Origin of the sequence: Rhizobium sp. NZLR10, from assembly GCF_019685125.1 — a bacterium.
Classification (GTDB): Bacteria; Pseudomonadota; Alphaproteobacteria; order Rhizobiales; family Rhizobiaceae; genus Rhizobium.
In genome coordinates, this window is the sequence record NZ_JABDWE010000014.1 from 56351 (window position 1) to 80582 (window position 24232).

At 59.9% G+C, this 24232-nt stretch carries 21 protein-coding genes; 8 read left to right on the forward strand and 13 right to left on the reverse strand.

Annotation, left to right across the window (positions count from 1 at the left end):
- Positions 1–2 precede the first annotated feature (2 nt).
- Both HJB82_RS20735 and HJB82_RS20740 read right to left on the reverse strand, forming a co-directional pair.
- Positions 3–959: an ABC transporter permease gene (locus tag HJB82_RS20735; RefSeq protein ID WP_207585808.1), complete on the reverse strand. Its 957-nt coding sequence runs from the start codon at positions 957–959 to the stop codon at positions 3–5.
- 131 nt (positions 960–1090) lie between these two features.
- A complete protein-coding gene (locus HJB82_RS20740) occupies positions 1091–2728 on the reverse strand; it encodes an ABC transporter substrate-binding protein (RefSeq protein ID WP_221141289.1) in 1638 nt (545 codons plus the stop codon).
- A gap of 326 nt (positions 2729–3054) precedes the next feature.
- Between HJB82_RS20740 and HJB82_RS20745 the strand changes: the two genes are divergently transcribed.
- From HJB82_RS20745 to pdxA, 4 genes are all read left to right on the forward strand, one after another.
- Positions 3055–3960, forward strand: coding sequence for a dihydrodipicolinate synthase family protein (locus tag HJB82_RS20745; protein WP_221141291.1), 906 nt, complete (start codon positions 3055–3057; stop codon positions 3958–3960).
- 11 nt (positions 3961–3971) lie between these two features.
- Positions 3972–5159 (forward strand): exo-alpha-sialidase, encoded by a 1188-nt coding sequence (locus HJB82_RS20750; RefSeq protein ID WP_221141293.1) that lies wholly within the window; start codon positions 3972–3974, stop codon positions 5157–5159.
- A gap of 356 nt (positions 5160–5515) precedes the next feature.
- Positions 5516–6649 carry an iron-containing alcohol dehydrogenase gene (locus tag HJB82_RS20755; protein ID WP_207585812.1) on the forward strand — a complete coding sequence of 378 codons (1134 nt, stop codon included), beginning with the start codon at positions 5516–5518 and terminating at the stop codon, positions 6647–6649.
- Between the two features lie 14 nt (positions 6650–6663).
- On the forward strand, positions 6664–7677 hold the full coding sequence (gene pdxA, locus HJB82_RS20760; protein WP_207585918.1) for a 4-hydroxythreonine-4-phosphate dehydrogenase PdxA: 1014 nt from the start codon (positions 6664–6666) through the stop codon (positions 7675–7677).
- Here the strand turns inward: pdxA and HJB82_RS20765 are convergent.
- The 5 genes from HJB82_RS20765 to HJB82_RS20785 all read right to left on the reverse strand — a co-directional run bounded on the left by HJB82_RS20765 (position 7646) and on the right by HJB82_RS20785 (position 12686).
- Positions 7646–8737 (reverse strand): acyltransferase, encoded by a 1092-nt coding sequence (locus HJB82_RS20765; RefSeq protein ID WP_221141294.1) that lies wholly within the window; start codon positions 8735–8737, stop codon positions 7646–7648. The two genes, pdxA and HJB82_RS20765, sit on opposite strands and share 32 nt — an antisense overlap.
- An 88-nt stretch (positions 8738–8825) precedes the next feature.
- Positions 8826–10352 carry a lipopolysaccharide biosynthesis protein gene (locus HJB82_RS20770; RefSeq protein WP_207585814.1) on the reverse strand — a complete coding sequence of 509 codons (1527 nt, stop codon included), beginning with the start codon at positions 10350–10352 and terminating at the stop codon, positions 8826–8828.
- Positions 10353–10372: 20 nt separating this feature from the next.
- The gene (locus HJB82_RS20775; protein WP_207585919.1) at positions 10373–11458 is read right to left on the reverse strand and encodes a polysaccharide pyruvyl transferase family protein; all 1086 of its coding nucleotides are present in this window, start codon (positions 11456–11458) and stop codon (positions 10373–10375) included.
- A gap of 317 nt (positions 11459–11775) precedes the next feature.
- Complete coding sequence (locus HJB82_RS20780; RefSeq protein WP_221141297.1) at positions 11776–12258, reverse strand: RES family NAD+ phosphorylase; 483 nt, start codon at positions 12256–12258, stop codon at positions 11776–11778.
- A complete protein-coding gene (locus HJB82_RS20785; RefSeq protein WP_207585816.1) occupies positions 12255–12686 on the reverse strand; it encodes an antitoxin Xre-like helix-turn-helix domain-containing protein in 432 nt (143 codons plus the stop codon). Before HJB82_RS20785 ends, HJB82_RS20780 begins: the two co-directional genes overlap by 4 nt.
- 254 nt (positions 12687–12940) lie before the next feature.
- On the opposite strand from HJB82_RS20785, the gene HJB82_RS20790 reads away from it, so the two are divergent.
- The 4 genes from HJB82_RS20790 to HJB82_RS20805 all read left to right on the forward strand — a co-directional run bounded on the left by HJB82_RS20790 (position 12941) and on the right by HJB82_RS20805 (position 17583).
- The gene (locus HJB82_RS20790; protein WP_207585817.1) at positions 12941–13954 is read left to right on the forward strand and encodes a sugar ABC transporter substrate-binding protein; all 1014 of its coding nucleotides are present in this window, start codon (positions 12941–12943) and stop codon (positions 13952–13954) included.
- A gap of 65 nt (positions 13955–14019) precedes the next feature.
- The gene (locus HJB82_RS20795) at positions 14020–15570 is read left to right on the forward strand and encodes a sugar ABC transporter ATP-binding protein (RefSeq protein WP_221131137.1); all 1551 of its coding nucleotides are present in this window, start codon (positions 14020–14022) and stop codon (positions 15568–15570) included.
- Positions 15560–16579, forward strand: a complete 1020-nt coding sequence (locus HJB82_RS20800) for an ABC transporter permease (RefSeq protein WP_164024508.1) — start codon at positions 15560–15562, stop codon at positions 16577–16579. The genes HJB82_RS20795 and HJB82_RS20800 overlap by 11 nt, the downstream gene beginning before the upstream one ends.
- Before the next feature lie 2 nt (positions 16580–16581).
- A complete protein-coding gene (locus HJB82_RS20805; protein WP_221141299.1) occupies positions 16582–17583 on the forward strand; it encodes an ABC transporter permease in 1002 nt (333 codons plus the stop codon).
- 36 nt (positions 17584–17619) lie between these two features.
- Here HJB82_RS20805 and glpK read toward each other — a convergent pair whose 3' ends face one another.
- The 6 genes from glpK to HJB82_RS20835 all read right to left on the reverse strand — a co-directional run bounded on the left by glpK (position 17620) and on the right by HJB82_RS20835 (position 24225).
- Positions 17620–19122: a glycerol kinase GlpK gene (gene glpK, locus HJB82_RS20810; protein WP_221141301.1), complete on the reverse strand. Its 1503-nt coding sequence runs from the start codon at positions 19120–19122 to the stop codon at positions 17620–17622.
- Between the two features lie 151 nt (positions 19123–19273).
- A complete protein-coding gene (locus HJB82_RS20815) occupies positions 19274–20998 on the reverse strand; it encodes an ABC transporter substrate-binding protein (protein ID WP_207585822.1) in 1725 nt (574 codons plus the stop codon).
- Between the two features lie 78 nt (positions 20999–21076).
- Positions 21077–21373 carry a DUF2160 domain-containing protein gene (locus HJB82_RS20820; RefSeq protein ID WP_164011166.1) on the reverse strand — a complete coding sequence of 99 codons (297 nt, stop codon included), beginning with the start codon at positions 21371–21373 and terminating at the stop codon, positions 21077–21079.
- Positions 21373–22284, reverse strand: coding sequence for a carbohydrate ABC transporter permease (locus tag HJB82_RS20825; protein ID WP_207585823.1), 912 nt, complete (start codon positions 22282–22284; stop codon positions 21373–21375). The genes HJB82_RS20820 and HJB82_RS20825 overlap by 1 nt, the downstream gene beginning before the upstream one ends.
- Position 22285: 1 nt before the next feature.
- Positions 22286–23152 carry a carbohydrate ABC transporter permease gene (locus tag HJB82_RS20830; RefSeq protein WP_007637179.1) on the reverse strand — a complete coding sequence of 289 codons (867 nt, stop codon included), beginning with the start codon at positions 23150–23152 and terminating at the stop codon, positions 22286–22288.
- A gap of 2 nt (positions 23153–23154) precedes the next feature.
- Complete coding sequence (locus HJB82_RS20835) at positions 23155–24225, reverse strand: ABC transporter ATP-binding protein (protein ID WP_207585824.1); 1071 nt, start codon at positions 24223–24225, stop codon at positions 23155–23157.
- Between the last annotated feature and the right edge of the window lie 7 nt (positions 24226–24232).

Here is a 24232-nt window from a genome sequence, read left to right on the forward strand (position 1 = left end):
GGTCAGCGGCTCCTTCTTGCATCATTGGCGCGCGGGTCAAGCAGCGGATAGAGCACATCCACCAAGAGGTTCGACACCATCACCAGGAACGATCCGATCAGCGTGATCGCCAGGATCACCGGATAGTCGGAATTGATCAGCGCCTGCACCGTCAGGCGTCCGAGCCCCGGCAGGCCGAAGACCAGTTCGACGAAGATCGCGCCGTTGACGATGGTGATCATGATCAGGCCGAGCTGCGTCACCACAGGCGTCAGTACCGGCCGCAGGATATGGCGCAGCGCCACGATGATCTCGGGCACGCCCTTGGCCCGCGCGGTCCGGACGAAATCCTCCGACAGCACCTCGATGACGGCAGCCCGGGTCTGGCGCACGATGAGCGCGATCGGCTGGAAGGAAAGCACGAGCAGCGGCAGTAGGATACGGACATCGAAAATGCCGCCCCAGCCATAGGGCACGCTCGCGCCCGGCAGCAGCACGATGAGGCCGACCATCAGCAGCGGCCCGGCGACATAGGCCGGGATCGCCCAGAGGAAGAGCGCGGAGCCAAGAATGGTATAGTCGAGGCGCGAATTCTGGTTCAGCGCCGCGATCATGCCGAGCGGGATCGCAACGACGGTCGTCAGGATGACGGAACAGAGGGCGAGCTGGAAGGAGACGGGAGCGGCGGCTGAGACCATTGCCCAGACGGCGCGGCCCGACGTCAGCGAGTTGCCGAATTGGCCGTGCAGCAGGTTCCAGATGTAAAGGCCGAACTGCTCGATGAAGGGTCTGTTAAGGCCAGCACTTTCGCGGATGGCTTCGATGCGCTGCGGATTATAAGCGACGTCGCCCGGTGCGCGCAGGAAGATCAGCTTGATCGGATCGCCGGCGCCGTAGAAGGCCAGCGCGTAGACGGCCAGCATCACCACCAGAACGGAGGGAATCCAGATGGCAAACCGGGTTAGCACGTAGCGCAGCATGGCCACCTCCCGTCAGTTGTTCGATGCGTTCTTGTCCTTCGCAGAAGCCCGACAGATCGCATCTCTTCTTGAAATTTGCGCGAAGACCTTGCGGCCTTCGCGCGTTTATCGCCAGGAACGATTGTTCCGGATCAACCGATGGAAATGTTCCAGGGTTCGACGATCTGCCAGTCGAGGTTCTTGTCCAGGCCCTTGACCTCCGTGGTGGCCCAGCGCGACATCGCCTGAGAATACCACGGAATGAAGGCCCAATCGTCGCGGAACGCCTTCTGGGCTTCCTGGGCAAGAGCGATGCGCTGCGGATCGTCCGCAGCCTTGGTCGTCGCCTCAGTAAGGGCGCTGTCGACCTTGTCGTTCTTGTATCCGCCGAGCTTGTTCTGCGCATTCGACGAGGTCGAGGCGATGCAGCCTGCCAAATAGGAAACGGCATCGGGAACGCGGGTGCCGACATCGTCGCGGAAGATTTGGACCGAGTTCTGGTCCGGGCCGGCATAAGCATCCTGCTGCGGCTTCATGTCGACGGCGGTGATGCCGAGGTTCTGGCGCCATTGCTCGGCGATGAACTGGGCGGCGGCCTGAATGGCCGGCGCCGAGATGCCGACGAACATGATCTTCGGCAGGCGCTCAGGTCCGCCATAGCTCGATTCGGCGAGCAGCTTCTTTGCGGCTGCCGGATCAAAGGGAAAGGGCTCGAAGCCGGAATCTTCGGCGCCCGGAACCGAGTTGAGGATCTGGTCGGCCTTCTTGTGCGGCCCGTCCGGATAGGACGCCTTGAACAGGCCGTCGCGATCGATCGCCATGATCAGCGCCTGGCGGACCTTCGGATCGTCCATCGGCGCGCGGGAGATATTGAACCAGAAGTGCTGGCTGGTCGGGATCAGCGGGCCGGCGGAGAATTCGGGGCCGAGATCCTGGATGATCGTTGAAGTGACGAGTTCCGTATGTGCGTTGAACTCGCCGGATTTGATCAGCGATGTCGCCGTCACATTGTCCTCGATCGAGGTGACCTCGATGCGCGCGAGCTTCGGCTTCGGGCCGAAGAAGTTCTCGTTCGGCTCGAAGGTGAGCTTGCCGGCGTCGATATCGATGCTCGTCAGCTTGAAGGGGCCGGAGAAGGCCGGCTTGCTGTCAGGCTTGTACCAGTCGATGATCTCCTCGCCGTCGCTGCCGCGCGACTGCGAGGCCTTGGTGATCGGCGCGATGTGGTTTGCCAGGCGCATGAAGAAGATCGGATCGGCTGCCGTCAGCGTCACGACGACCGTCCCCTCGTCGGGTGTCGCGACACCCGTCAGCTCTTTGCCGGAGCCGGCAGCGATCTCGGCGTAACCCTTGACCTTGCTCAGCACCTGGTCGGCGCGCTGGCTCTTGGTGTTCGGCATCGAGGCGACTTCCCACGATCCCTTGACGTCGGCCGAGGTGATCTTGCTGCCGTCGGAGAAAACGGCCTTGGGGTCGATCTTGAAAGTCCAGACGGCGTTGTCGGCCGATTCCCAACTGGTGAAGACGTAAGGCTTGATTTTGCCTTGGCTGTCGAAATACATCGGCGAGGCCCACCAGATCGAATTCCAGCGGAACGTCCTGCCGCCGCCGCGCAGCGGCGACCAATCCTGATCGAAGGCCGGATGTGCGACCTTGAGGACCTGGCCCTCGTCGGCCGTTACGATGCGGGCATTCATCCCGAACACGGTGAGGCCGACGCCGGCCGCAAGACCGAGCTTCAGCGCGTTGCGACGCGATATATTGGTTTTATCCGATTGATCTAAAGACATGGCATTCCTCCCAGGTGAATTCGGCAGCGCTCTCCCTGCCCCTTGCCAGGCGCAGCACAATCCGTCCCGTATCGTTCTCTCGTTATTGTAAATATGTCAACAAAAAATCGCATTTTCCATTCCAACAAAATTTCCAATGACAAATACCTATGCAATAACAATTAGTTAAATTTTACGTCTCGAAGGAATGCATTTTGTCTGCTTGACAAAAGGGCCGCAATGGAAAAGTTTTCCGCAATCCATCGCGACAGACGAATGACAATGGAATGTGCAGCCGGCCGGTTCGAACACGCACCGGCAGGACGGGACGCACCGAGGAGGGCGAAATGAGCCATCACAGGATTACAGGCGTTTTCAGCGCCGCCGCAACGCCGCTGACTGCGGACAATACGCCGGACCTCGCGCTTTTCACCGACCATTGCCGGCAGCTGCTGGCCGAGGGATGTCATGGCGTGGCCCTGCTCGGCACGACAGGCGAGGCCAATTCCTTCTCCGCAGCCGAGCGCCGCGCCATTCTGGAAGCGGCGCTAAAGGCCGGCATTCCGGCCGACAGGCTTTTGCCGGGCACCGGCGTCGTCGCCATTCCGGAGACCGTCGAACTGACCCGGCACGCGCTTTCGCTCGGCGTCACCAAGGTGGTGATGCTGCCGCCCTTCTATTACAAGGGCGTCTCCGACGACGGCCTCTTCGCCGCCTATTCGCAGGTGCTGGAAAAGGTCGCCGATACGCGTCTGCGGGTGATCCTCTATCACATTCCGCAGGTTTCTGGCGTTCCGCTCTCCATTCCGCTGATCGGCCGGCTGATTGCGGCCTTCCCGGAAACGATTGTCGGCATCAAGGAATCTGCCGGTGATTTCAACAACATGCAGGCGATAATTGCCGCCCATCCCGGCTTTTCGGTGCTGGCCGGCGCCGATCCGCTGCTGCTGCCGCTGCTGAAGGCTGGCGGTGCGGGCTGCATCACCGCAACCTCCAATCTCGTGGCGGATTCGCTGCGCACCGTCTACGACCATGTTCATGACGCCGCACGCGCCGCCGATGTCGAGGCAGCGCAGGCGCGCATCAACGCCTATCGCACGCTTTCCAATTCCTACGTTCAGATCCCGACCATCAAGGCAATGGTGGGGTTAAAGACCGGCAATCCCGCTTGGAAGCGCACACGCGCGCCGTTGATGCCGCTGAGCGGGGCGGATTATGCCGCGCTCGCCGAAAGCTACGCCAAGCTGCCTTGAGGAGATCCGCTATGAGTTTTACCGGCCTGCCTTCGGAAGCCGTGCCCGCCCTGATGACTGGGCTTATCACCCCGCACCCCTCCATTCAGGGCCGGGCTGATGCCTATCTGCCCTCCCCTTGCATCCAGAACCATGCGGCCAATCTCGCCTTTCTGCCGGACGGCACGCTGACCTGCGTCTGGTTCGGCGGCACGATGGAGGGCATGGGTGATATTTCGATTTACATGTCGCGGCTGGCACCGGGCTCCCAGCGCTGGTCCAAGCCGGAGAAGATGAGCGACGACCCAGAGAAATCCGAGCAAAATCCGTTGATTTTCAACGCTCCGGACGGGAAAACATGGCTGCTCTACACCTCACAGACCTCCGGCAATCAGGATGGCTCTGTTGTCAAATGCCGGATATCGGGGGATGGCGGTAAAAGCTTCGGCCCGGTTCGCATCCTCTGCGACAGTCCCGGCACCTTCGTTCGCCAGCAGATCGTCGTCAACGACCGGGGCGACTGGCTGCTTCCGGTTTTCCGCTGCGTCGGCCTCAACGGCCAGCGCTGGAGTGGCGACGCCGATACGGCGGCGGTGCTGATCTCACGAGACGGCGGCGCCAGCTGGCAGATGCGCGATATTCCAGACAGTATCAGCGCCGTGCACATGAACATCCTGCCGCTCGGCGGCGACGAGATGGTCGCCTTCTACCGCAACCGCTTCGCCGAGAGCGTTCTTTCCAGCAGATCGACCGACGGCGGCGAAACCTGGAGCGTGCCCGAGCCCACCGAACTGCCGAACAACAACTCCTCGATCCAGGCTACCATGCTGAATGATGGAGCGATCGCAATGGTTTACAACCATTCGAATGCCGGCATGTCGGACGCGCGGCGTCAGTCCCTCTATGACGAAATCGAAGGCGACGAGCCCAAAGAGGCCACTATGGTCGCCGCCGATATCGGCCGCAAGGCGGTCTGGGGTGTTCCGCGTGCGCCGCTCAGCTTCGCGATATCGAGGGATGGCGGCAGAAGTTTTCCGCATCGCATCGATCTCGATACCGGCGACGGCTTCTGCCTCAGCAACAATTCGAAGGACTCGCTGAACCGCGAATTCTCCTACCCCTCGATCATCCAGGGCAGCGACGGCACGCTCCATGTGGCCTACACCTACTACCGGCGCGCCATCAAATATGTGCGGCTTGCCCCGCAATCCCTGCCGTAAGCGAGCCGGCGGCCGAAAATTGTAAATCTGTGTCCGGTCGAGCGCGAAAGCATGCAGCCTGGAACTGGCGTTGATCGGCATCGCGAGAGAATGTGACAACATCTCCGCGCTGTTCGGCACCGACGCAAATGGCGGCCCATCCTTCATGTTCGAATGCCAGTTCATCGAACAATTTACCGTAACAATCTGATATTCAATAAGATATTGACGCGCCGACGTCAGTTTGAACCGCATTTGACGCCATGTTCGGCGATAAAAATTTACTCACCTGGGAATGCTGGCTTGACATTAATCTTACAACTTTACATTAAAGACAGACGACATCGCCGCAAGGTCTTTGCAGGGAGGACTGGTTCATGGCCAGCTTGGATTCGCCAATCACGATCGTTCGGCCGCACCTGATCGAATTCGGCATCGGCACGGCGGGAAAGCTCGGCAAATGGGCTGCCGAAAAGGGCTATCGGCGCATGCTTGTCATCTCCGATGCCTTCAATGCCTCGCGCATCGACGTGCTGGAGCTGAAGGGCGAAGTGACGGTCTTTGCTGAAGTGACGCCCGAGCCGGACACGGCCAATCTCGAAAAAGTCCTGGCCGCGGCCAACGGCGCCAACGCCGAACTGATCGTCGGCTTCGGTGGCGGCAGCGCCATGGACCTGGCAAAACTTGCCGCCGTTCTTGCCGGCTCCGCGCAGACGCTGCATGACGTCGTCGGCCCCAACAAGGTGCATGGGCCGCGTAAGGCAGCACTCGCCCAGGTACCGACCACCTCGGGCACCGGCAGCGAGGCCGGCATCCGCGCGCTGGTCACCGATCCGGCCACTATGGCGAAGCTTGCCGTCGAAAGCCTGCATATGCTGGCCGACATCGCCGTCATCGATCCGGCCCTGACCTTCAGCGTGCCGGCCCGCACGACAGCCGCTACCGGCATCGACGCGATGGCCCATTGCGTCGAGGCTTTCACCAATCGCAAGGCCCATCCGATGGTCGATATCTATGCGATCGAGGGAACGCGGCTGGTCGGCAAATATCTCGCCCGTGCCGTCAAGGATGGTAACGACGGCGAGGCGCGCGCCGGCCTGTCGCTCGCCTCGCTGTACGGCGGTTTCTGCCTTGGCCCGGTCAACACTGCCGGCGGCCATGCGCTTGCCTATCCCCTCGGCACGCGCTGGCATGTTGCCCATGGCGCGGCGAACGCGCTGATCTTTCCGCATGTGCTTGCCTTCAACACGCTGGCCGCCCCGGAAAAGACCAAGACGGTGATGGCGGCTCTCGGACGTCAAACCTCGGAAACCATCGCATCCGTCTTCGATGCGGCTTACGCTTTCTGCGCCGAACTCGGTATCGAGATGAAGCTCTCCGGCCTCGGCGTGCCGGAAAGCGATCTCGACGCCATGGCCGACGATGCCTTTGCCATTCGCCGTCTGCTCGACAATAATCCGCGCGATCTCACACGTGCCGACATCCGCTCGATTTACGCAGCCGCGTTGTAGAAGGGACTTTTATGATGGACAGGAATGCGAAAGTCGCCGTGACGCTCGGCGATCCGGCCGGTGTCGGCCCTGAGGTGATCGTCAAGGCCTTGGCGGCCCTTCCGAGCGAAGAGCGCCGCGATTTCGTCATCGTCGGCAATGTCGAAGCGCTGGAGCGCGCCGACCGCGTCACCGGCACCGGTCTGCGGTTCGGGCCCGCCGATCGCCCCGGTGACGACAGGATCGCCGTAGATGAGGTTGCGCTCGGCGCGGCCCTGCCCGAGATCGGCAAGGTCAGCCCGGTCGCCGGCGATGCCTCGGTGCGCTATATCACCCGCGCGGTCGATCTTGCGATGTCTGGTGAAGCCGATGTCATCGTCACCGCGCCGATCAACAAGGAAGCGATGAACCTTGCCGGCCATCACCATGACGGCCATACCGGGCTTCTCGCCCACCTCACGGGCTCGAAGAGTTCCTTCATGCTGCTTGCCTCCGAGCGGCTGAACACCATCCACGTCTCCACCCACATCTCGCTGAAAGGCGCGATCGAACGCGCCAAGACCGAGCGGGTGCTCGCCACTATCGAAGCAGGCCATAAGCATTTCCTGAGGCTTGGCAAGAAGGCGCGCATCGCCGTTGCCGGCCTCAATCCGCATTGCGGCGAAAATGGCCTGTTCGGCACTGAGGACACGGAATTCCTGGCGCCCGCCGTCGAGCAGGCGCAGGCGAAGGGCATCGACGTCGTCGGCCCGATCTCCGCCGACACGGTGTTCGCCCGCGCCTATAACGGCGCCTTCGATCTGGTCATCGCCCAATATCACGACCAGGGCCACATCCCGATCAAGCTCGTCGCCTTCGAGACGGCGGTCAACGTCTCGCTCGGCCTGCCGATCGACCGCGTCTCGGTCGACCACGGCACCGCCTTCGACATTGCCGGCACCGGCAAGGCCAACCACGTCAACATGCTCTCGGCCATCGCCTATGCCCGGCTGATGGCGCGCTCGCCGCGGCGGGATGTTATTGAGCTCGGCGGGTCCGTACAGCCATAGTTTTGTCTAGGAAACGAGCGGTTACATAAGCAAAACATACGACTGCGCTGAGAAGCACGAAGAAGGCGAGAGGGCCATTCACCCCGATCGACCCGGCAACTGGCTTGAAAACACCGATCACACCTCGGTGCAAGATGTAGACGGGGTAGGAGATATACCCGATCCACGTCGCCAACGCCTCTAATTTTGCAGGCATCTCCAAAAAGAGGCCAAGCATCACGATGAGCGGCGCCAAAGCCATCGCGAACATCAAATCGTAATAAGGCCGCAGCACGGACGGAACCGGCGCTGCGATGCAGATCATCAGAAGCAGGCATGGCACTAAGGCGGTCCAACCCTTCCTCCAGGCGGGCATACCACCGAATAGACGGCTGATCACGACCCCTGCAGTAAATGAAAACATTACTCGTGGGAGTCCACCTATCGCGGAAGGCCACTCCCAGCCGATATTCAACATACCGTACTTAAGACCGACACAAACCAATAATGCAGCCGAGACCAAGGCAACGAGACAAAGGGCGCGGATAGAGAGCCGAAAAAGCCAACATGCAAAGAGTATGTTCACCAACAGTTCCCAGAACATCGACCATGCCGGGCCATTGATTGGAAACATCCCCTGCATTGGGTTGGCTTGAAGGAAATATGTCGGGCTGGGCAGAAAAGCCCCGTTAGCAACTGTCGACACCAGCAGGTCAACGACACTTTGGCCTCTCAGCCCCCAGCTTGTCAGCAGAATGATCTGTACGAGACCGACTAAAATTCCGATCAGATAGAGCGGATAAAGACGTTTGATTCGTGCCGTCATAAACGCCTGGAATGGCAGACCGCGCGAAAGCCTTTTTCCGTAAATGTCCGCGATAATAAATCCGCTGAGAACGAAGAAAAAGTCGACTGCCAGATAAGCGGAGGGGGCATATCTCTCTTGGAAATGTGTAGCCACAACGCAAATTGCGGCAAACCCGCGCATTGCATCGAGAGAATAGTAACGGCTGCGGTCGGTAATCGAGACTCCTCCGTTGTCAATCACCGGTGGCGCATAACCGCGGTCGAGACTGGTCATCTTATCGATATCCTATGACACTTTATCTGAGGGGCGTGCACAGCGGTCGGCTCCTCCGCAGTACGGTCGCTGCGGAGGAGCCGAGATATCACGATTGATGGGCGATAGGGTCGACAATTGCGTCCCTATTGGTCTTGCGCTGCCGTACCTGCTTTATACTGCCGATCAAGACATTCAAACGAGCCCTGCAAAGGGCAAATATCAGGCAGCAGTACGCAATCCCGCCTGCAACGATTTCCACGGCCAACCGTGGATAAGGCGACCAATGAATCAGCGATTCGTGCAGGAGCAAAACGACGGCAACCATTCCCGCACAAGCCAGGCTTGGCCGAAGGAATTGCATCAGATAGGCCCCGACGCTCAGCTCTATATGCCGCGAAACCTTCCAACTGGTGATCGGCCAAAACAACAGAACTTCGACCATAATGGCGAAAACAATTGTTGTGACGCCATAGGGATAAAGAATTGCGATGGTCAGGAGCGTGAGGAGATTTCGCGCCAGCTGGTAGTAAAACCACCAATCCATCTCCCCTTGGCTCTTTATCAAGGATGCCTGCACGTAGCCGATCCCAGCCATCAACCCGATGACGCAGTAGAACCGGACTGGCCAAACGGCCTCGATCCAATGTGCGCCGAAAATAGTGGTGATCGCATCACCGGCAACTGCGGCAAGGCCAATGAACACCGGGTACGACACCAGAGAGCAGCCGAAGGTTGCCATCAGGAATGCTTCTCGAACTTTCTTCGGATCGCTTCGCAATGAGGAAAGCAACACGTGCGTGACGGATGTTAAGCCCCCGGCGATAACGTTGTTGATCATATCAAACAAACGCTTCGAAAAGTTATAGATACCGAGTGCCGATGGGCTCAAGAGCACGCCGATGATCAAGTTGTCCAAGCTCATGGTCTGTAAGAACCGAGTGCCAGAAGCAAAAAAGCCATAGTGAAGAAGGTCGTTCAGGCTTGCTCTCTTCAAGTGCAGTCCAGGCGACCACCCCGCACCCCAGAAGGCAGCGCCGCATGATGCCGCCGTGGCCGCGATCTGTGCAATCGCCAGCGCCCACAAGCCGAAGCCCGCGAGAACCAATATAAGGCAAATGCAAGCAGACGTGATCGTGGCGATGACGGTACGGACGGCCACCAGATGGAATGACATCTTTCTATTGACAATCGCATTCGGAACGATGGCCGTGAAATCGAAGAAGACCTTCAGCCCTATGATGTAAATAAGGTACGTGACTTCCTTATGCCCCACGTATGCCGCGATTGGCGACGCGGCTAAACACAAAACTCCGTAGACCAAAAATGAAAAGACGAGGGAAAGTAGGAATATGGTATCGAGATGGCTACGCCTTATTTCGGCTCTCTGTATGATTGCTTCACCAAACGCAGTCGGTCCAAAACTGCCTGCAAACGACACGATACTGAATGCCAAGGCGACAAGACCGAAATCCTGCGGTTGGAGAACGCGAGACGTCACCACGAAAACCGCGAAGGTGAGGACTGTCGGAATAAGCGTACTCATCGCCGACCAGAAGGCACCCGTTACGGCTGCGGCGGATCGGTTCTTACTGACATGGCTGAATAGAATATCATCGTCTCGTGCAAGCGACAAAACTGAGCTCCTACGGGCAATCAAACTATAGAGGGTTGAGGGACGAGATCCGGGGCGGGAAGACCGGGACGCAGATCTATCGGTCGACTTGACTTGTACCAAGCACCGTTCATCTCATACGGAAGGCGGGACATTGCCGCCAAAAGCTCACTGGCATTTGCCGCCTTTTCCACCAGGAGAGTGTCGCCAGTCCAGCTACTGATGAAGTCGTGCAGTTTGCTTCCGTTTCTCGCAACCGCGACATGCGGCTTATTGATCAAAAGACAGAGAGCATGACCATGTAAACGGTTGGTGATTATCCGTTGCGCGCCGGACAGCATCTTCACGCCATAATCGACATACCGAGCAGCGACATCCTCATGATGTTGGGCCACCATCTCGGAACGGCTGAAGCCACGCCGCATTGCGGCCTTGACGACACTCGACTTGCGCAAGCGCGACAAACTATCCGGACCGCTGATCCAATTGGTAAGGGGTCCGTCAACGATCGCTCGGGCTTCAGCTAGATCAACGTCGTCCTCTCCAAAAGGCTGCATGACGTATAATACCCTGAGAGGATCAGCTTCGAATGGTTTAAGCAGCCCGATACCGAATGCCGTGTCCGGCCCAGCTTCGACATCGCAATCGAAGTTCGCCTTTGCCAGATCGAAACTTTGCTCATCGCGCGTCATAAAGAAAAAATTGCGATGCCTCCCAATCGTACGCTTCGCGTACTCCATCAGTGCCTCGTTAGCGAAATCGATTGTCTGAGGCATCTGAATGATGGTTCGATCCGGATATTTGCACGCCAGGCGATAGCGAATATCATCTCTGCCGGTCCGAGCATCTCCGAAGTCGGCCCACCCGCAAATGAATATTGGCGCGTCGCCGGGAGTGTCTTTTATTTCATTAATACTTTGAAGTGATCCGCCGGTAAGCACCGGCAGGCGCCCTGTCACATCCTGCAATACTTTTGCCAATCCCAACCAACTTGCGTGGTGGCCGGGATCTTTATTGGATGGAAAATCCATTATAATGTAAGGTTGTCCTCTACTAACAAATTTCCTTACCGATTTAATCAACTTTTCTTGCAGTCGCCGTATTGCAACTTCGCCGAGATGATACATATATTCTACTTGCATTTTCAAAATTCGACCAGCAATTACATGCCCAAGTTTAGAAGTCAATTGGACTATCGTGCGTCATAGCTACGCACCAAACTTGCCTTACTTTTAACGTAAATAATGATGACGAGGTTCGGACCTTGCGCGCTCCGGAAGCATGACAAGGTCGTTGTGCTTGGCAGCGAAGGCAGCAGGTCGCCGCTTTTGCTCACGCCTATAACGGCGCCTTCGATTGGCGCGTTCGACGGCGGCAGACGGCGTCACCCCGACATTGGAAAGGGTAACGGCGCGGAAGGACGCGATTGCGACCGACCGCCCCATCACATCCCGAACAGACGGCGATCCCAGAAGACGGGTTGGTGGAGGCTGACCGTGAGCGATGAGAATTCCGGGTGGGTCGGATTGATCAGCACGTTGCGGTCGACGCGGGCGACGACGCTCGGCACCAGCAGGATGGCGCTGCGCTTTTCCTGGCACCAGTTTTCGCCGAACGCCTTGCTGACAACAGCCGGCATGCTGTCCCAGCCCGGCAGCGCCGGTTCGGAGAAGACCTCGTAGCTGAGCCCGCGCGGCATGGTGATCGTGACATAGTGCTGGTTGGGCGGCAGCCTGCCGCTGCCATGGACGAGCTTTTCGAGCAGCGCGGTCGAATAGTGCTCGCTCGTATAGATGATCGGGCTGCCCGACGCGTTCCACCGCCCCGGCGCGATGGTCGAGCCTGTGGCATCGAAGATCGGGTAGGTTCCATTGGGATCGCCGATGCGGACGGATGTCAGCGTGCGGTCAAGAAGCTGTGCGCTCACGCAGCGCTGCCGTATTTCAGGCTTCCAAGGATATCGAGCACGAGTTCGCCGCCGATCTCGCTCTGGATGACGACGTCGATCGGCCGCCTGTCCTCCAACATCGCATGCGGGCGAAACAGGAAATCACGCGCCTCGGCCTCGGTCTGCCAGACATCGAGCGCCAGCCCCCAGACCCGCGCGAGGCGGGCGAGCCTTATGCCCTCGTCGGAGGAGAGCCGATGCTTGGACTTGCGCCGCTCATAGGTGGCTTTGGGAACGAGCCGGTATTTGAACTGGAGATCATCAGGCGCCAGAAGCAGCGCCATGCGGTCAAGCGCCTTGACCGGCAGTCCCGCCTCAATGCTGGAAAGCAAGCCGAAGGCCGAGCGCGACGCCGGCTCCCTGGAGGGTAGCCCGAGAACATCGGCAACGGCAGCAAATCCCATCATGATCGTGGATCCTTTTCACATGAGGTTATATTTAGTCTCATGTGAGACGATGTTCAATAGCGCCATTCCGCTTATCTTCGAGAACAGCGGATTGCCGCATTCCGTCGACGGACCGGTCGCGGGAAACCGCAGCCAGGGATGCGCTCTCGCTCCCTCCACTCTTTTCCCCGAAGATCGTTCTTTTGGAAATTCGTTCCTCCTCATTCGCATTAATCTAGTTAATCTATAGACATAATTAATTGGAGAGAGTGGTAATGAGCATCGAAAAGTCCGGAAGCCGCTTCGGAAGACGAGACCTGTTGAAACTGTCCGCAGCGGCCGGGGTCGCCGTCGCCGGCGCTTCGCTGGTCGGGCAGAAGACGGTTTTGGCAGCCGACGAAGAACCGTCGCTGAAAGGCAAGCGCATCGCCATCAGCGCGACCGGCACCGATCATTTCTTCGACCTGCAGGCCTATAATGCCCAGATCGAAGAGGTAAAACGCCTCGGCGGCGAGCCGATCGCCGTCGATGCCGGGCGCAACGACGGCAAACTGGTGTCGCAATTGCAGACGCTGATTGCCCAGAAGCCGGATGCGATCGTTCAAATCCTCGGCACGCTCAGCGTCATCGACCCGTGGCTGAAGAAGGCGCGCGACGCCGGGATTCCTGTTCTGACCGTCGACGTCGGCTCGACCAATTCGATCAACAACACTACCTCCGACAACTGGGGCATCGGCAAGGACCTGGCGCTGCAGCTCGTCTCCGATATCGGCGGCGAAGGCAATATCGTCGTTTTCAACGGCTTCTACGGCGTAACCCCCTGCGCGATCCGCTACGACCAGCTGGTCAATGTCGTCAAATATTTCCCGAAGGTCAAAATCCTCCAGCCGGAACTGCGCGACGTCATCCCGAATACCGTGCAGGACGCCTTCACGCAGATCACGGCGATCCTCAACAAATATCCGGAAAAGGGTTCGATCAAGGCGATCTGGTCGGCCTGGGACATTCCGCAGCTTGGCGCGACCCAGGCCCTAGCGGCCGCCGGGCGGACCGAGATCCGCACCTACGGCGTCGATGGCAGCCCGGAAGTGCTCCAGCTCATCGCCGATCCGAATTCGCCGGCCGGCGCCGATGTCGCCCAGCAGCCGGCGGAAATTGGCCGCACCGCCATCCACAACGTCGCCAAGCTGCTCGCCGGCCAGACCCTGCCGCGCGAGACCTATGTTCCGGCACTACTCGCCAACAAGACCAATGTCGGCGAAATCACCAAGAAGCTCGGCATCGGCTGACACTGAACACGAGCGGTCCGGTCATCGCCGGATCGCTCGCAATCTTCCCGCCCGGAGAGATCGACATGACGGCCATTTCGTTGAAACAGCCGGTGACGGCACGCGACGACATCATCCGCTTTGAAGGCATCGTCAAGCATTTCGGCGGTGCGCAGGCGCTTGCCGGTGCGTCGCTGATCGTCAGGCGCGGCACCATCCACGGTCTCGTCGGCCAGAACGGCGCCGGCAAGTCGACGCTGATTAAGCTGCTGGCCGGTCTTCACCAGCCCGATGGCGGCCGGATCGAGATCGAAGGGCAAACATTCGACAGGCTGACACCGCATCTTGCCGAAGAGCTCGGCATCCACTTCATTCACCAGGATCGACTGCTGGTGCCGACCTTCACCGTCGGCGAAGCACTGTTCCTCGGCCGGGAACCACGCATCGCGGGCACACCGTTCCTCGACCGGCGACTGATGCAGCGCCGTGCGTCTGACATTCTCAATGACTATTTCGGTATCCGGTTGCCGAACGCAGCCTTGATCGGCGAATTGTCGACGGCCGAAAAGCAGATCGTGCAAATCACCCGCGCGCTCCTCAATCAGCCGAAGGTGCTCGTCTTCGACGAGCCGACGGCAGCCTTGGTGCGCCGGGAGGCCGATATCCTCTTCCGGTTGATCCGCCGTCTGCGCGACGAAGGCGTCACCATCATCTATATCTCGCATTACCTGAACGAAATCGAAGAGCTCTGCGACCACGTCACCGTGTTGCGCAACGGGCTGGACGTCGCCTCCCTGCCGATTGGGGACACTTCGGCTGGCGCGATCGCGCGGCTGATGGTCGAACGCGACATCAAGGAGATGTTTCCGAAGCCGCAGGTGACGCCCGGCGAAGACATCCTCAAGGTCGAGCAGCTGTCGGCGCCGGGGAAATATAGCGACATCAGTTTCACGCTTCGCCGCGGCGAGGTGCTCGGCCTTACCGGCCTGCTCGGCTCCGGCGCAAAGGAGCTGGTCCGCGCTCTCTTCGGTCTGGAGACCCCGGCTTCCGGCCATATCGAGATCAGCGGCAAGGCTGCCCGTTTCACCAATCCGACGCAGGCGGCCGGTCGCGAGATCGCCCTGGTGCCGGAAGACCGGCGTCGCCACGGCGTCGCGCTCGACCTCAGCGTCGCGGAAAATATCAGCCTTTCGAGCCTTGGCCGCTTCACCCGTTTCGGCTTTCTCGATCGCAGACGCGAACAGCAAGAAGTGGACGCTCTGATTGCGCGTCTGCAGGTGAAGACCAATGGGCGCGATGCCCTGCTGCGTACGCTTTCGGGCGGCAACCAGCAGAAGATCGCCATCGCCAAGTGGCTGAGCCGCCGCTCCGAGGTCTATCTCCTCGACGAACCGACTGTTGGAGTCGATATCGGCTCCAAGGTCGAGATCTATACGCTGATCGGCGAACTCGCGTCGCGCGGCGCCGGCGTCATCGTGCTGTCTTCGGACCTGCCGGAACTGATCGGCATCACCGATCGCATCCTGGTGCTCTTCCGCGGCCGCGTGGCACGGGAATTCATCTCGTCGGAGACCAGCGCGGATGCGGTGCTCGCTCAATCGACAGGATCATCCGAGGGACATCGCCATGTCGGCTGAAGTGGAATTCGCGCCTTCCGGTTTTTCCGCTGCTGAACCGCCTCCCCGGCCGGCCGGCAATATTGCGGCGACCGCGTTGCGCTTCGGATCGCTGATCGCTTTCGCCGCCATCCTGATCATCTTCTCGCTGACTGCACCCTATTTCCTCAGCATCGGCAATATCGGCAATGTGCTTGGTCAATCGGCCATCTCCGGCGTGCTTGCCATTGGGTTGACGATCGTGCTGATTGCCGGCGGCTCCAATGTCGTCACCGGCGGCATCGACCTTTCGCTGGCTGCCAATATGGGTCTCAGCGCTGCCGTCTATGCGAGCCTGACACAGCTCGGCTACGGCGATGCGACAGCGATCGCCGCGGCAATCCTCACCGGCGCGCTGATCGGCACGGTTAATGCCATTGCCGTCGTCTATGCCGGCATCGTGCCGCTGCTGGCCACGCTGGCCGTCATGAACGTCGTCGCCGGCCTGGAATTGGTGCTGACCGGCAATACCGTCCTGCCGGCCTCGACGCCTTTCCTGTCGGCGCTCTCGGCCTCGGATGCTTTCGGCATCCCGGTTCTTGCCTATGTGCTCCTCGGCTTTGCGGCCATCACCACGGCGATTGTACAATATACGCCGCTCGGCCTGCGTCTCTATGCCGTCGGTGAGTTTCCGGATGCGGCGCGTGCCGCCGGTCTGCCGCTTCGCCGGCTGCTGGCCGGCGCCTTCGTCGCCAGCGGCGTCTCCGGCGGCATCGCTGGCATTCTGTCGGCTTCCTATCTGAGCGGCAGCACGACCGGCGCCGGCGAGATGCTGTTGCCCGTCGTCGTGACGGCCCTGCTCGGCTCGGTCTTTTCGCGCCGGCTGGTTCCGACGATCACCGGGACGCTGCTTTCGGCCCTTTTGGTCGGCTTCCTGGTCAACGGCTTCCAGCTGCTGAACATTTCGAGCACGCTGGTCAGCGGCGTCCAGGGCGTGCTCATTCTCATCGTCGTTTCCGCGACCACGTTGCTGCGCCGGCAGGAGGCCTGACCATGTCGCTCCAGACCCCTCCCCTCGCCACCATCGACTTACCGCGTCTCATCGCCGGCGGCCTGGTGCGCTATGGGCTGATCCTCGCCCTTGTTGCGGTGTTCGCCGCCTTTTCCGTGGCAACGCCGACATTCCTGACGCCTGCCAATCTGCAGAGCATCCTGGTCAATAATTTCACGCTGCTTGCCATCGTCTCCGTCGCCATGACCTTCGTCGTCGCGTCGGGCGGCATCGATCTTTCGGTGGGAACGGCGATGGATTTCGCCAGCTTTGCCTTCGTCTCGCTCGTCCTTGCCGGGCAGCCGGTGGCAGTCGCCGCAGTCGCGGGACTGGCCGCCGGAGCGTTTGTCGGTGCGTTCAACGCGCTGCTGATTTCAGGGATCGGCGTGTCGCCGTTCCTCGCCACGCTCGGCACGCTGTTCATCGGCCGCAGCGTGCAGCAGCTGCTGACCAATGGCGGCAATCCGGTCTATCTGCCGCCGAATGGCGTGCCGGAAGCCTTCCGTTTCCTCGGCCACGGCACGATTGCCGGCTTTCCGGTGCCGCTTGCCGCTGCCATCGTCGTCATCGCCGCTGCTGCCGTTGTTTTTGCCCGCACGCGTTTCGGTCGCGTCATCCTGTCGATCGGCATCCAGCCGGGCGTCGTGCGCTATTCCGGCATCGCCGCGCCGGCCCATGTCGCGGTGACTTTCATCCTGGTCGGGTTGATCGCGGCAATCGCCGGGCTGATCCTGACCGCAACCGTCACCACCTACATCCCCTCCTCGGGCAATGCCTTCCTGCTGAATGCGATCGGCGCGACCTTCATCGGCACGACGCTCAGCCCGCTTGGCCGGCCGAATGTCGGCGGCACCGTTCTCGGCGCGCTGCTGCTCAGCATCGTCGCCAACGGCCTGCTGCTGACCGATCTGAACTTCTATTGGCAGCAGGTCGGCACGGGAACGCTGATCTTCGCCGTACTCGCCCTGAGCTTTGTCAGCAGAAAGGCCGCAAGCGGCACGTGAGAAAAGCAGCCAGTGCCGTCAAGTTCGGGGAAGCTGTTACCCCGCCGAGACGTCCGAAATCATCCGCGAGACGGCATTCTTCCAGCCGATGATCTTGGCCTGCCGCTCGCTCTCCTCCATCGAGGGGTTGAAGCGGCGGTCGCAGGCCCACGACTGCGCAAAATCCCGCTTGCCGGGCCAGATGCCGGCTTTCGAGCCGGCAAGCCAGGCAGCGCCGAGCGCTGTGGTCTCGCGGATCGCCGACCGGTCGACCGGATTCCCCGTCATGTCAGCCAGGCACTGCATCGTCCAATCCGAAGCCGCCATGCCGCCATCGACGCGCAGCACGGTTTCCAGCTGGTTGACGCCCCAGTCCTTCTTCATCGCCACCAGCAGGTCGAGCGTCTGATAGGCGACGGATTCGAGCACGGCGCGGGCAAATTCCGCCGGCCCGCTATTTCGCGTCAGGCCGAAGATCGCGCCGCGCGCTGCCGGATCCCAATAGGGCGCACCGAGGCCGGTGAAGGCCGGAACGATATAGACCTGCTGTCCGGGATCGGCCTTGGCCGCCAGCACCCCTGCCTCCGAAGCCTGGTCGATGATGCCGAGGCCGTCGCGCAGCCATTGAACGGCGGCACCGGCGATGAAGATCGAACCCTCAAGCGCATAGGTCGTCTCGCCGTCGAGGCGGCAGGCGATGGTCGTCAGCATCCGGTTGGAAGAGGAAACACGATCCCTGCCGGTGTTCAGCAGCGCAAAGCAGCCGGTTCCGTAAGTGGATTTCATCATGCCGGGCTCGAAGCAGGCATTGCCCACGGCCGCCGCCTGCTGGTCGCCGGCGACGCCGAGGATCGGAAGCTGCGCACCGAACAGCGCCTCGTCGACACGGCCGAAATCATCGGCGCATTCCCTGACCTCGGGAAGCATGGCGACCGGAATGCCGAGAATACCGAGAAGCTCCTCGTCCCAAACGCCGTCATCGATGTTGTAGAGCAGCGTACGCGACGCATTGGTCGCATCGGTAGCATGAACACGGCCACCCGTCAGATTGTAGATCAGCCAGCTGTCGATCGTGCCGAAGCAGACGTCGCCCGCCTCGGCCTTCTCACGCAGGCCGTCGGCATTGTCGAGCAACCAGCGAAGCTTGGTTCCGGAGAAATAGGGGTCGAGCAGCAGGCCGGTCTTGGCGCTGAAGAGTTTCTCATATCCATCGGCCTTCAGGCTCTCGCACATTTCGGCCGTGCGCCTGTCTTGCCAGACGATCGCCCGGTGAAGCGGCTTGCCGGACTTGCGGTCCCAGACGACCACCGTCTCGCGCTGGTTGGTAATGCCGATCGCGGCAATGTCGGCGGCATCAAGACCGGCATCGGCGATCGCCTTGCGTACTGTGTCGACGACGGACTGCCAGATTTCGGCGGCATCGTGCTCCACCCATCCGGGCTGCGGATAATATTGGGTGATTTCCGCCTGCGCCGAGCCGGCCATTTTCATGTCGCCATCAAAGATAATCGCGCGCGAAGATGTCGTGCCCTGGTCGATTGAAAGAATATAGCCGCTCATCTCGTCTCCGGCTCGCACGAGATCGCTCCGCCTGCCAGAGATGGCAGGGCGCGGGCGGACGTCATGAGAGAAAGATTGTGGGTGCCACCAGCCGTAGCCGATGGCAGGAAGTGATGGCCGGAAGCCTCGTCGCCTCCGGCCGAGGTCTGCCTTACTTCGACTGCCAGCTCTTGACGAGTTCGTCGTAGTTGACGGTGACCGGCTTTTCCTTCTCGTTCTCGATCTTCAGCTGCGGCGCAAGGTTGCCCTTCTTCACCGCATCCGCGTTCCAATAAGCGAGATCATGCTCTTTGGCGAGCTTCGGGCCGATATCACCCTGGACGCCCGATTTCTCGATACGGCCCATGACCTTCTCCTGCTCGCCGCAAAGAGAATCCATGGCTTCCTGCGGCGTCTTGGCGCCGGCGGCGGCGTCACCGATAGCCTGCCACCAAAGCTGAGCCAGCTTCGGATAGTCGGGAACGTTGGTGCCGGTTGGCGACCACTGAACACGCGCAGGCGAACGATAGAACTCGATCAGACCGCCGAGCTTCGGAGCACGCTCCGTAAAGCTCTTGTCGCGAATGGTGGATTCGCGGATGAAGGTGAGACCGAGCTGGCTCTTCTTCACGTCAACCGTCTTCGAGGTCACGAACTGTGCATAGAGCCAGGCGGCTTTCGCACGGTCCGTAGGCGTCGATTTCATCAGCGTCCAAGAACCGACGTCCTGATAACCAAGCTTCATGCCGTCTTTCCAGTAAACGCCATGCGGGCTCGGTGCCATGCGCCATTTCGGCGTACCGTCCTCGTTCATAACAGGCAGGCCAGGCTTGACCATGTCTGCTGTAAAGGCCGTGTACCAGAAGATCTGCTGCGCGACGTTACCCTGTGCCGGAACCGGACCGGATTCCGAGAAGGTCATGCCCTGAGCTTCCGGCGGTGCGTAGGCCTTCAACCAATCGAGATACTTCTGGATCGAGTAGACGGAAGCCGGGCCATTGGTGTCACCGCCGCGCGCGACGCACGAGCCGACAGGACGCGACTTCTCGTCGACCTTGATACCCCATTCGTCGACCGGAAGACCGTTCGGCAGACCCTTGTCACCATTGCCGGCCATCGAAAGCCAGGCGTCGGTGAAGCGCCAGCCGAGCGACGGGTCCTTCTTGCCGTAGTCCATGTGGCCGAAGACCTTCTTGCCGTTCACGTCACGGCCGGTAAAGAATTCGGCAATGTCCTCATAGGCCGACCAGTTGACCGGAACGCCGAGATCGTAGCCATATTTCGCCTTGAAATCGGCCTTGTTCTTCTCGTCGTTGAACCAGTCGTAGCGGAACCAATAGAGGTTGGCGAATTGCTGGTCGGGAAGCTGGTAGAGCTTCTTGTCCGGTGCCGTCGTGAACTTGGTACCGATGAAGTCGTTGATATCGAGGCCGGGGTTTGTAACGTCCTTGCCTTCGCCGGCCATCCAGTCGGTCAGGTTGCGCACCTGCTGATAGCGCCAATGCGTACCGATCAAGTCGGAGTCGTTGACCCAGCCGTCATAAAGGTTCTGTCCGGTCTGCATCTGTGTCTGGATCTTCTCGACAACGTCGCCCTCTTGAATGACGTCGTGGGTGACCTTGATCCCGGTAATCGCAGTAAAGGCCGGAGCCAGAACCTGGGACTCATACTGGTGGGTGGTCAAGGTTTCCGAGACAACCTTGATGTCCATACCCTGCAAAGGCTTCGCAGCATCGATGAACCACTGCATTTCCTTTTCCTGGTCGGCGCGAGAGAGCGTCGACACGTCGCCGATCTCTTTGTCCAGAAAAGTCTTAGCCTCGTCCATGCCGGCATAGGCCGACGCGGTCATCGCCAGCAGCAAGCCTGCTGTCGTCGTCAATAAGTGCCGTCGCATAATATCCTCCCAGGGTTTGCGATTGCAGTCACGTCTCAGGCGGCCAAGGACCCCCGGCCATCTGTCTTCACTTTGCCGTCACACGTAGCGGAACACGCCGATGGCGTAGACCACGGAGATGGCAAGAGCCCACCACAGGTTGGGCCCACCGAGCCCAAGCCATGCAAGATGAATGAACGCTGCGCCGAGTAGCGAAAGGAAAAGCCGGTCACCGCGCGTCGTCTCGAAGCGCAGGATTCCGATCCGCGGATTGCCGCCCGGCACCGCATATTCCCATATCCCCATGCCGATCAGCAGCAATGCGATGACGATGAAGAAAGCGGCCGTCGGCCATGTCCACGCCATCCATGAAAAATCGGGAAGCGAAAAGCTCATCAAACTCTCCCCAGGGCGAAGCCCTTTGCGATGTAATTGCGCACAAACCAGATCACCAGCGCCCCCGGGATAAGGGTCAGAACGCCCGCGGCGGCCAGCAGGCCCCAATCCATGCCGGATGCAGAGACGGTGCGGGTCATGGTGGCGGCGATCGGCTTCGCGTCGGTTGTCGTCAGGGTTCGTGCGATCAGCAACTCGACCCAAGAGAACATGAAGCAGAAGAAACAGGCGACACCTATCCCGCTCGCAATCAGCGGCGTGAAGATCTTCAGGAAGAACCGCGGGAACGAGTAGCCATCGATATAGGCCGTCTCGTCGATTTCCTTCGGCACGCCGGACATGAAGCCTTCAAGGATCCAGACCGCCAGCGGTACGTTGAAGAGGCAATGCGCCAAGGCCACGGCGATGTGCGTATCGATGAGTCCAAAGGCCGAGTAGAGCTGGAAGAACGGCAGGGCAAAGACTGCCGGCGGCGCCATCCGGTTGGTCAGCAACCAGAAGAACAGATGCTTGTCGCCGAGGAACCGATATCGGGAGAAGGCATAGGCCGCCGGCAGCGCAGCTGCCACCGAGATCACCATGTTCATGACGACATAGCTGATTGAATTGATATAGCCGGAATACCACGCCTTCTCCGTGAAGATCGTCACGTAATTGGCGATCGTCGGGTTATGAGGATAAAGCGTCAGAGAATTGACGATTTCCGCATTGGTCTTGAAGCTCATGTTGACGAGCCAATAGATCGGCAGCAGGAGCACGATGATATAGATCGTCGGAACCAGCCACCACCAGCGCGATTCCTCGCCGCGCCGGCGCATCAGACGGCCGACTTCATCGGCGGAGAGCCCGCTTGCGACACTGGTAACGCCTGGGATGTTTCGGCTCGATGTCGTTTCGTTGGAGACGCTCATTTCAATTCTCCGCGTCGTGGCTGGTCATGACGGTGTAGAACACCCACGAAAGCAGCAGGATGATCAGGAAATAAACCAGCGACATGGCAGCTGCCGGACCGAGATCAAACTGTCCGAGGGCGGTCTTGACCAGATCGATCGACAGGAAAGTGGTCGAGTTGCCCGGACCGCCACCCGTGACGACAAAAGGCTCGGTGTAGATCATGAAACTATCCATGAAACGCAGCAGCACGGCGATCAGAAGAACGCGCTTCATCTTGGGCAGCTGGATATAGCGGAACACTGCCCAACGGGACGCACCGTCGATCTTGGCTGCCTGATAGAAAGCATCTGGAATGGAAACGAGGCCGGCATAGCAGAGCAAGACGACCAGGCTCGTCCAGTGCCAGACATCCATGATGATGATCGTCACCCAGGCGTCGAGCGGATCCTGCACATAGTTGTAATCGATGCCGATGGCGTTGACGTAATAACCGAACAAACCAATGTCGTTGCGGCCGAACACCTGCCAGATCGTGCCGACCACGTTCCATGGGATCAACAGCGGCAGTGCCATCAGAACCAGGCATACCGGCACGCCGATGCCTGATTTCGGCATGTTGAGCGCAATGAAGATACCGAGCGGAATCTCCAGCGCGAGAATGATCAACGAAAAAATCAGGTTTCGCTGCAGGGCGGCCCAGAATCGGTCGGAATGCAGGATTTCGGTAAACCAGTCCGTTCCGTTCCAGAAGAACTGGTTGTTTCCGAAAGTGTCCTGAACGGAATAGTTCACAACCGTCATCAAGGGAATGACAGCCGAGAAAGCCACCAGCACGAGGACCGGCAGAACCAGAAACCAGGCTTTGTTGTTCCAGGTTTTTTCCATGATCAAGCCTCCGGTCCGGCGCGCCAAGAGTCGGCATAGATACTGATAGCTGATGGCTCGAAGGTCACCCGGGGATCGGCCGGAATTTCCTCGTCCTCGGGAATGACGATCGCGATCGGCTGGCCGGCGAACTGCGCGCGGACGATCTTCTGCCGGCCGATATCTTCCACCTTGCTGACCGTCACAGGCATACCCTCACGGCCGACCCGGATAAACTCGGGCCGGATTCCAAGCTCTACCTTGGCCGCTGCCGAAGTCTTTGGCGCATAGCCGAGCGTTAGCGCGTGCTCGCCGACCCGAACCGTACTGCCCTCTACCTTGGCCGGCATGAAGTTCATGCCCGGCGAACCGATGAAGTAGCCGACGAAGGTATGGCTCGGACGCTCGAAGAGTTCGGCCGGCGTGCCGATCTGCACGATCTCGCCATCATACATCACCACGACTTTGTCGGCGAAGGTCAGCGCCTCCGTCTGGTCATGCGTGACATAGACCATGGTAAAACCGAACTGCTTGTGCAGCCGCTTCAGCTGCGATCGCAGCACCCATTTCATATGCGGATCGATAACAGTGAGCGGCTCGTCAAAGAGAATCGCGTTCACATCCGAGCGCACGAGGCCGCGGCCGAGCGAAATCTTCTGCTTTTGGTCCGCCGTCAAGCCGCGCGCGCGCCGCTTGGCCCAGCCGGCAAGATCGATCATCTCGAGGATTTCGCGGACGCGCCGGTCGACATCCGCCTCGGCCACGCCGCGGTTGCGCAGAGGAAAGGCGAGGTTGTCGTAGACCGTCATCGTGTCGTAGATGACCGGGAACTGGAATACTTGCGCGATATTTCGCTGCTGTGTCGGCAGGTTCGTAACATCCTGCCCGTCGAAGAGAATCCGCCCTTCGGACGGCTGAATGAGGCCCGAAATGATATTGAGCAGCGAGGTCTTTCCGCAGCCCGAAGGCCCGAGCAGTGCATAAGCGCCGCCATCGTTCCACTCATGGTGCACTTCCTTGAGAGCGTAGTCCTTCTCGCTCTTCGGGTTCGGCCCATAGGCATGGCGAATATGATCGAGGGTGATACGTGCCATGATCTTC

Excerpts from the sequence above, each read along its gene's own strand:
- HJB82_RS20790 (WP_207585817.1), top strand. The coding sequence starts at position 12,941 with ATGAGCATCGAAAAGTCCGGAAGCCGCTTCGGAAGACGAGACCTGTTG.
- HJB82_RS20745 (WP_221141291.1), top strand. The coding sequence starts at position 3,055 with ATGAGCCATCACAGGATTACAGGCGTTTTCAGCGCCGCCGCAACGCCG.
- HJB82_RS20820 (WP_164011166.1), bottom strand. The coding sequence starts at position 21,373 with ATGAGCTTTTCGCTTCCCGATTTTTCATGGATGGCGTGGACATGGCCG.
- HJB82_RS20815 (WP_207585822.1), bottom strand. The coding sequence starts at position 20,998 with ATGCGACGGCACTTATTGACGACGACAGCAGGCTTGCTGCTGGCGATG.
- HJB82_RS20735 (WP_207585808.1), bottom strand. The coding sequence starts at position 959 with ATGCTGCGCTACGTGCTAACCCGGTTTGCCATCTGGATTCCCTCCGTT.
- HJB82_RS20835 (WP_207585824.1), bottom strand. The coding sequence starts at position 24,225 with ATGGCACGTATCACCCTCGATCATATTCGCCATGCCTATGGGCCGAAC.
- HJB82_RS20785 (WP_207585816.1), bottom strand. The coding sequence starts at position 12,686 with ATGATGGGATTTGCTGCCGTTGCCGATGTTCTCGGGCTACCCTCCAGG.
- HJB82_RS20750 (WP_221141293.1), top strand. The coding sequence starts at position 3,972 with ATGAGTTTTACCGGCCTGCCTTCGGAAGCCGTGCCCGCCCTGATGACT.
- HJB82_RS20765 (WP_221141294.1), bottom strand. The coding sequence starts at position 8,737 with ATGACCAGTCTCGACCGCGGTTATGCGCCACCGGTGATTGACAACGGA.
- HJB82_RS20740 (WP_221141289.1), bottom strand. The coding sequence starts at position 2,728 with ATGTCTTTAGATCAATCGGATAAAACCAATATATCGCGTCGCAACGCG.
- glpK (WP_221141301.1), bottom strand. The coding sequence starts at position 19,122 with ATGAGCGGCTATATTCTTTCAATCGACCAGGGCACGACATCTTCGCGC.
- HJB82_RS20795 (WP_221131137.1), top strand. The coding sequence starts at position 14,020 with ATGACGGCCATTTCGTTGAAACAGCCGGTGACGGCACGCGACGACATC.
- HJB82_RS20830 (WP_007637179.1), bottom strand. The coding sequence starts at position 23,152 with ATGGAAAAAACCTGGAACAACAAAGCCTGGTTTCTGGTTCTGCCGGTC.
- HJB82_RS20805 (WP_221141299.1), top strand. The coding sequence starts at position 16,582 with ATGTCGCTCCAGACCCCTCCCCTCGCCACCATCGACTTACCGCGTCTC.
- HJB82_RS20755 (WP_207585812.1), top strand. The coding sequence starts at position 5,516 with ATGGCCAGCTTGGATTCGCCAATCACGATCGTTCGGCCGCACCTGATC.
- HJB82_RS20825 (WP_207585823.1), bottom strand. The coding sequence starts at position 22,284 with ATGAGCGTCTCCAACGAAACGACATCGAGCCGAAACATCCCAGGCGTT.
- HJB82_RS20800 (WP_164024508.1), top strand. The coding sequence starts at position 15,560 with ATGTCGGCTGAAGTGGAATTCGCGCCTTCCGGTTTTTCCGCTGCTGAA.
- HJB82_RS20775 (WP_207585919.1), bottom strand. The coding sequence starts at position 11,458 with ATGTATCATCTCGGCGAAGTTGCAATACGGCGACTGCAAGAAAAGTTG.
- pdxA (WP_207585918.1), top strand. The coding sequence starts at position 6,664 with ATGGACAGGAATGCGAAAGTCGCCGTGACGCTCGGCGATCCGGCCGGT.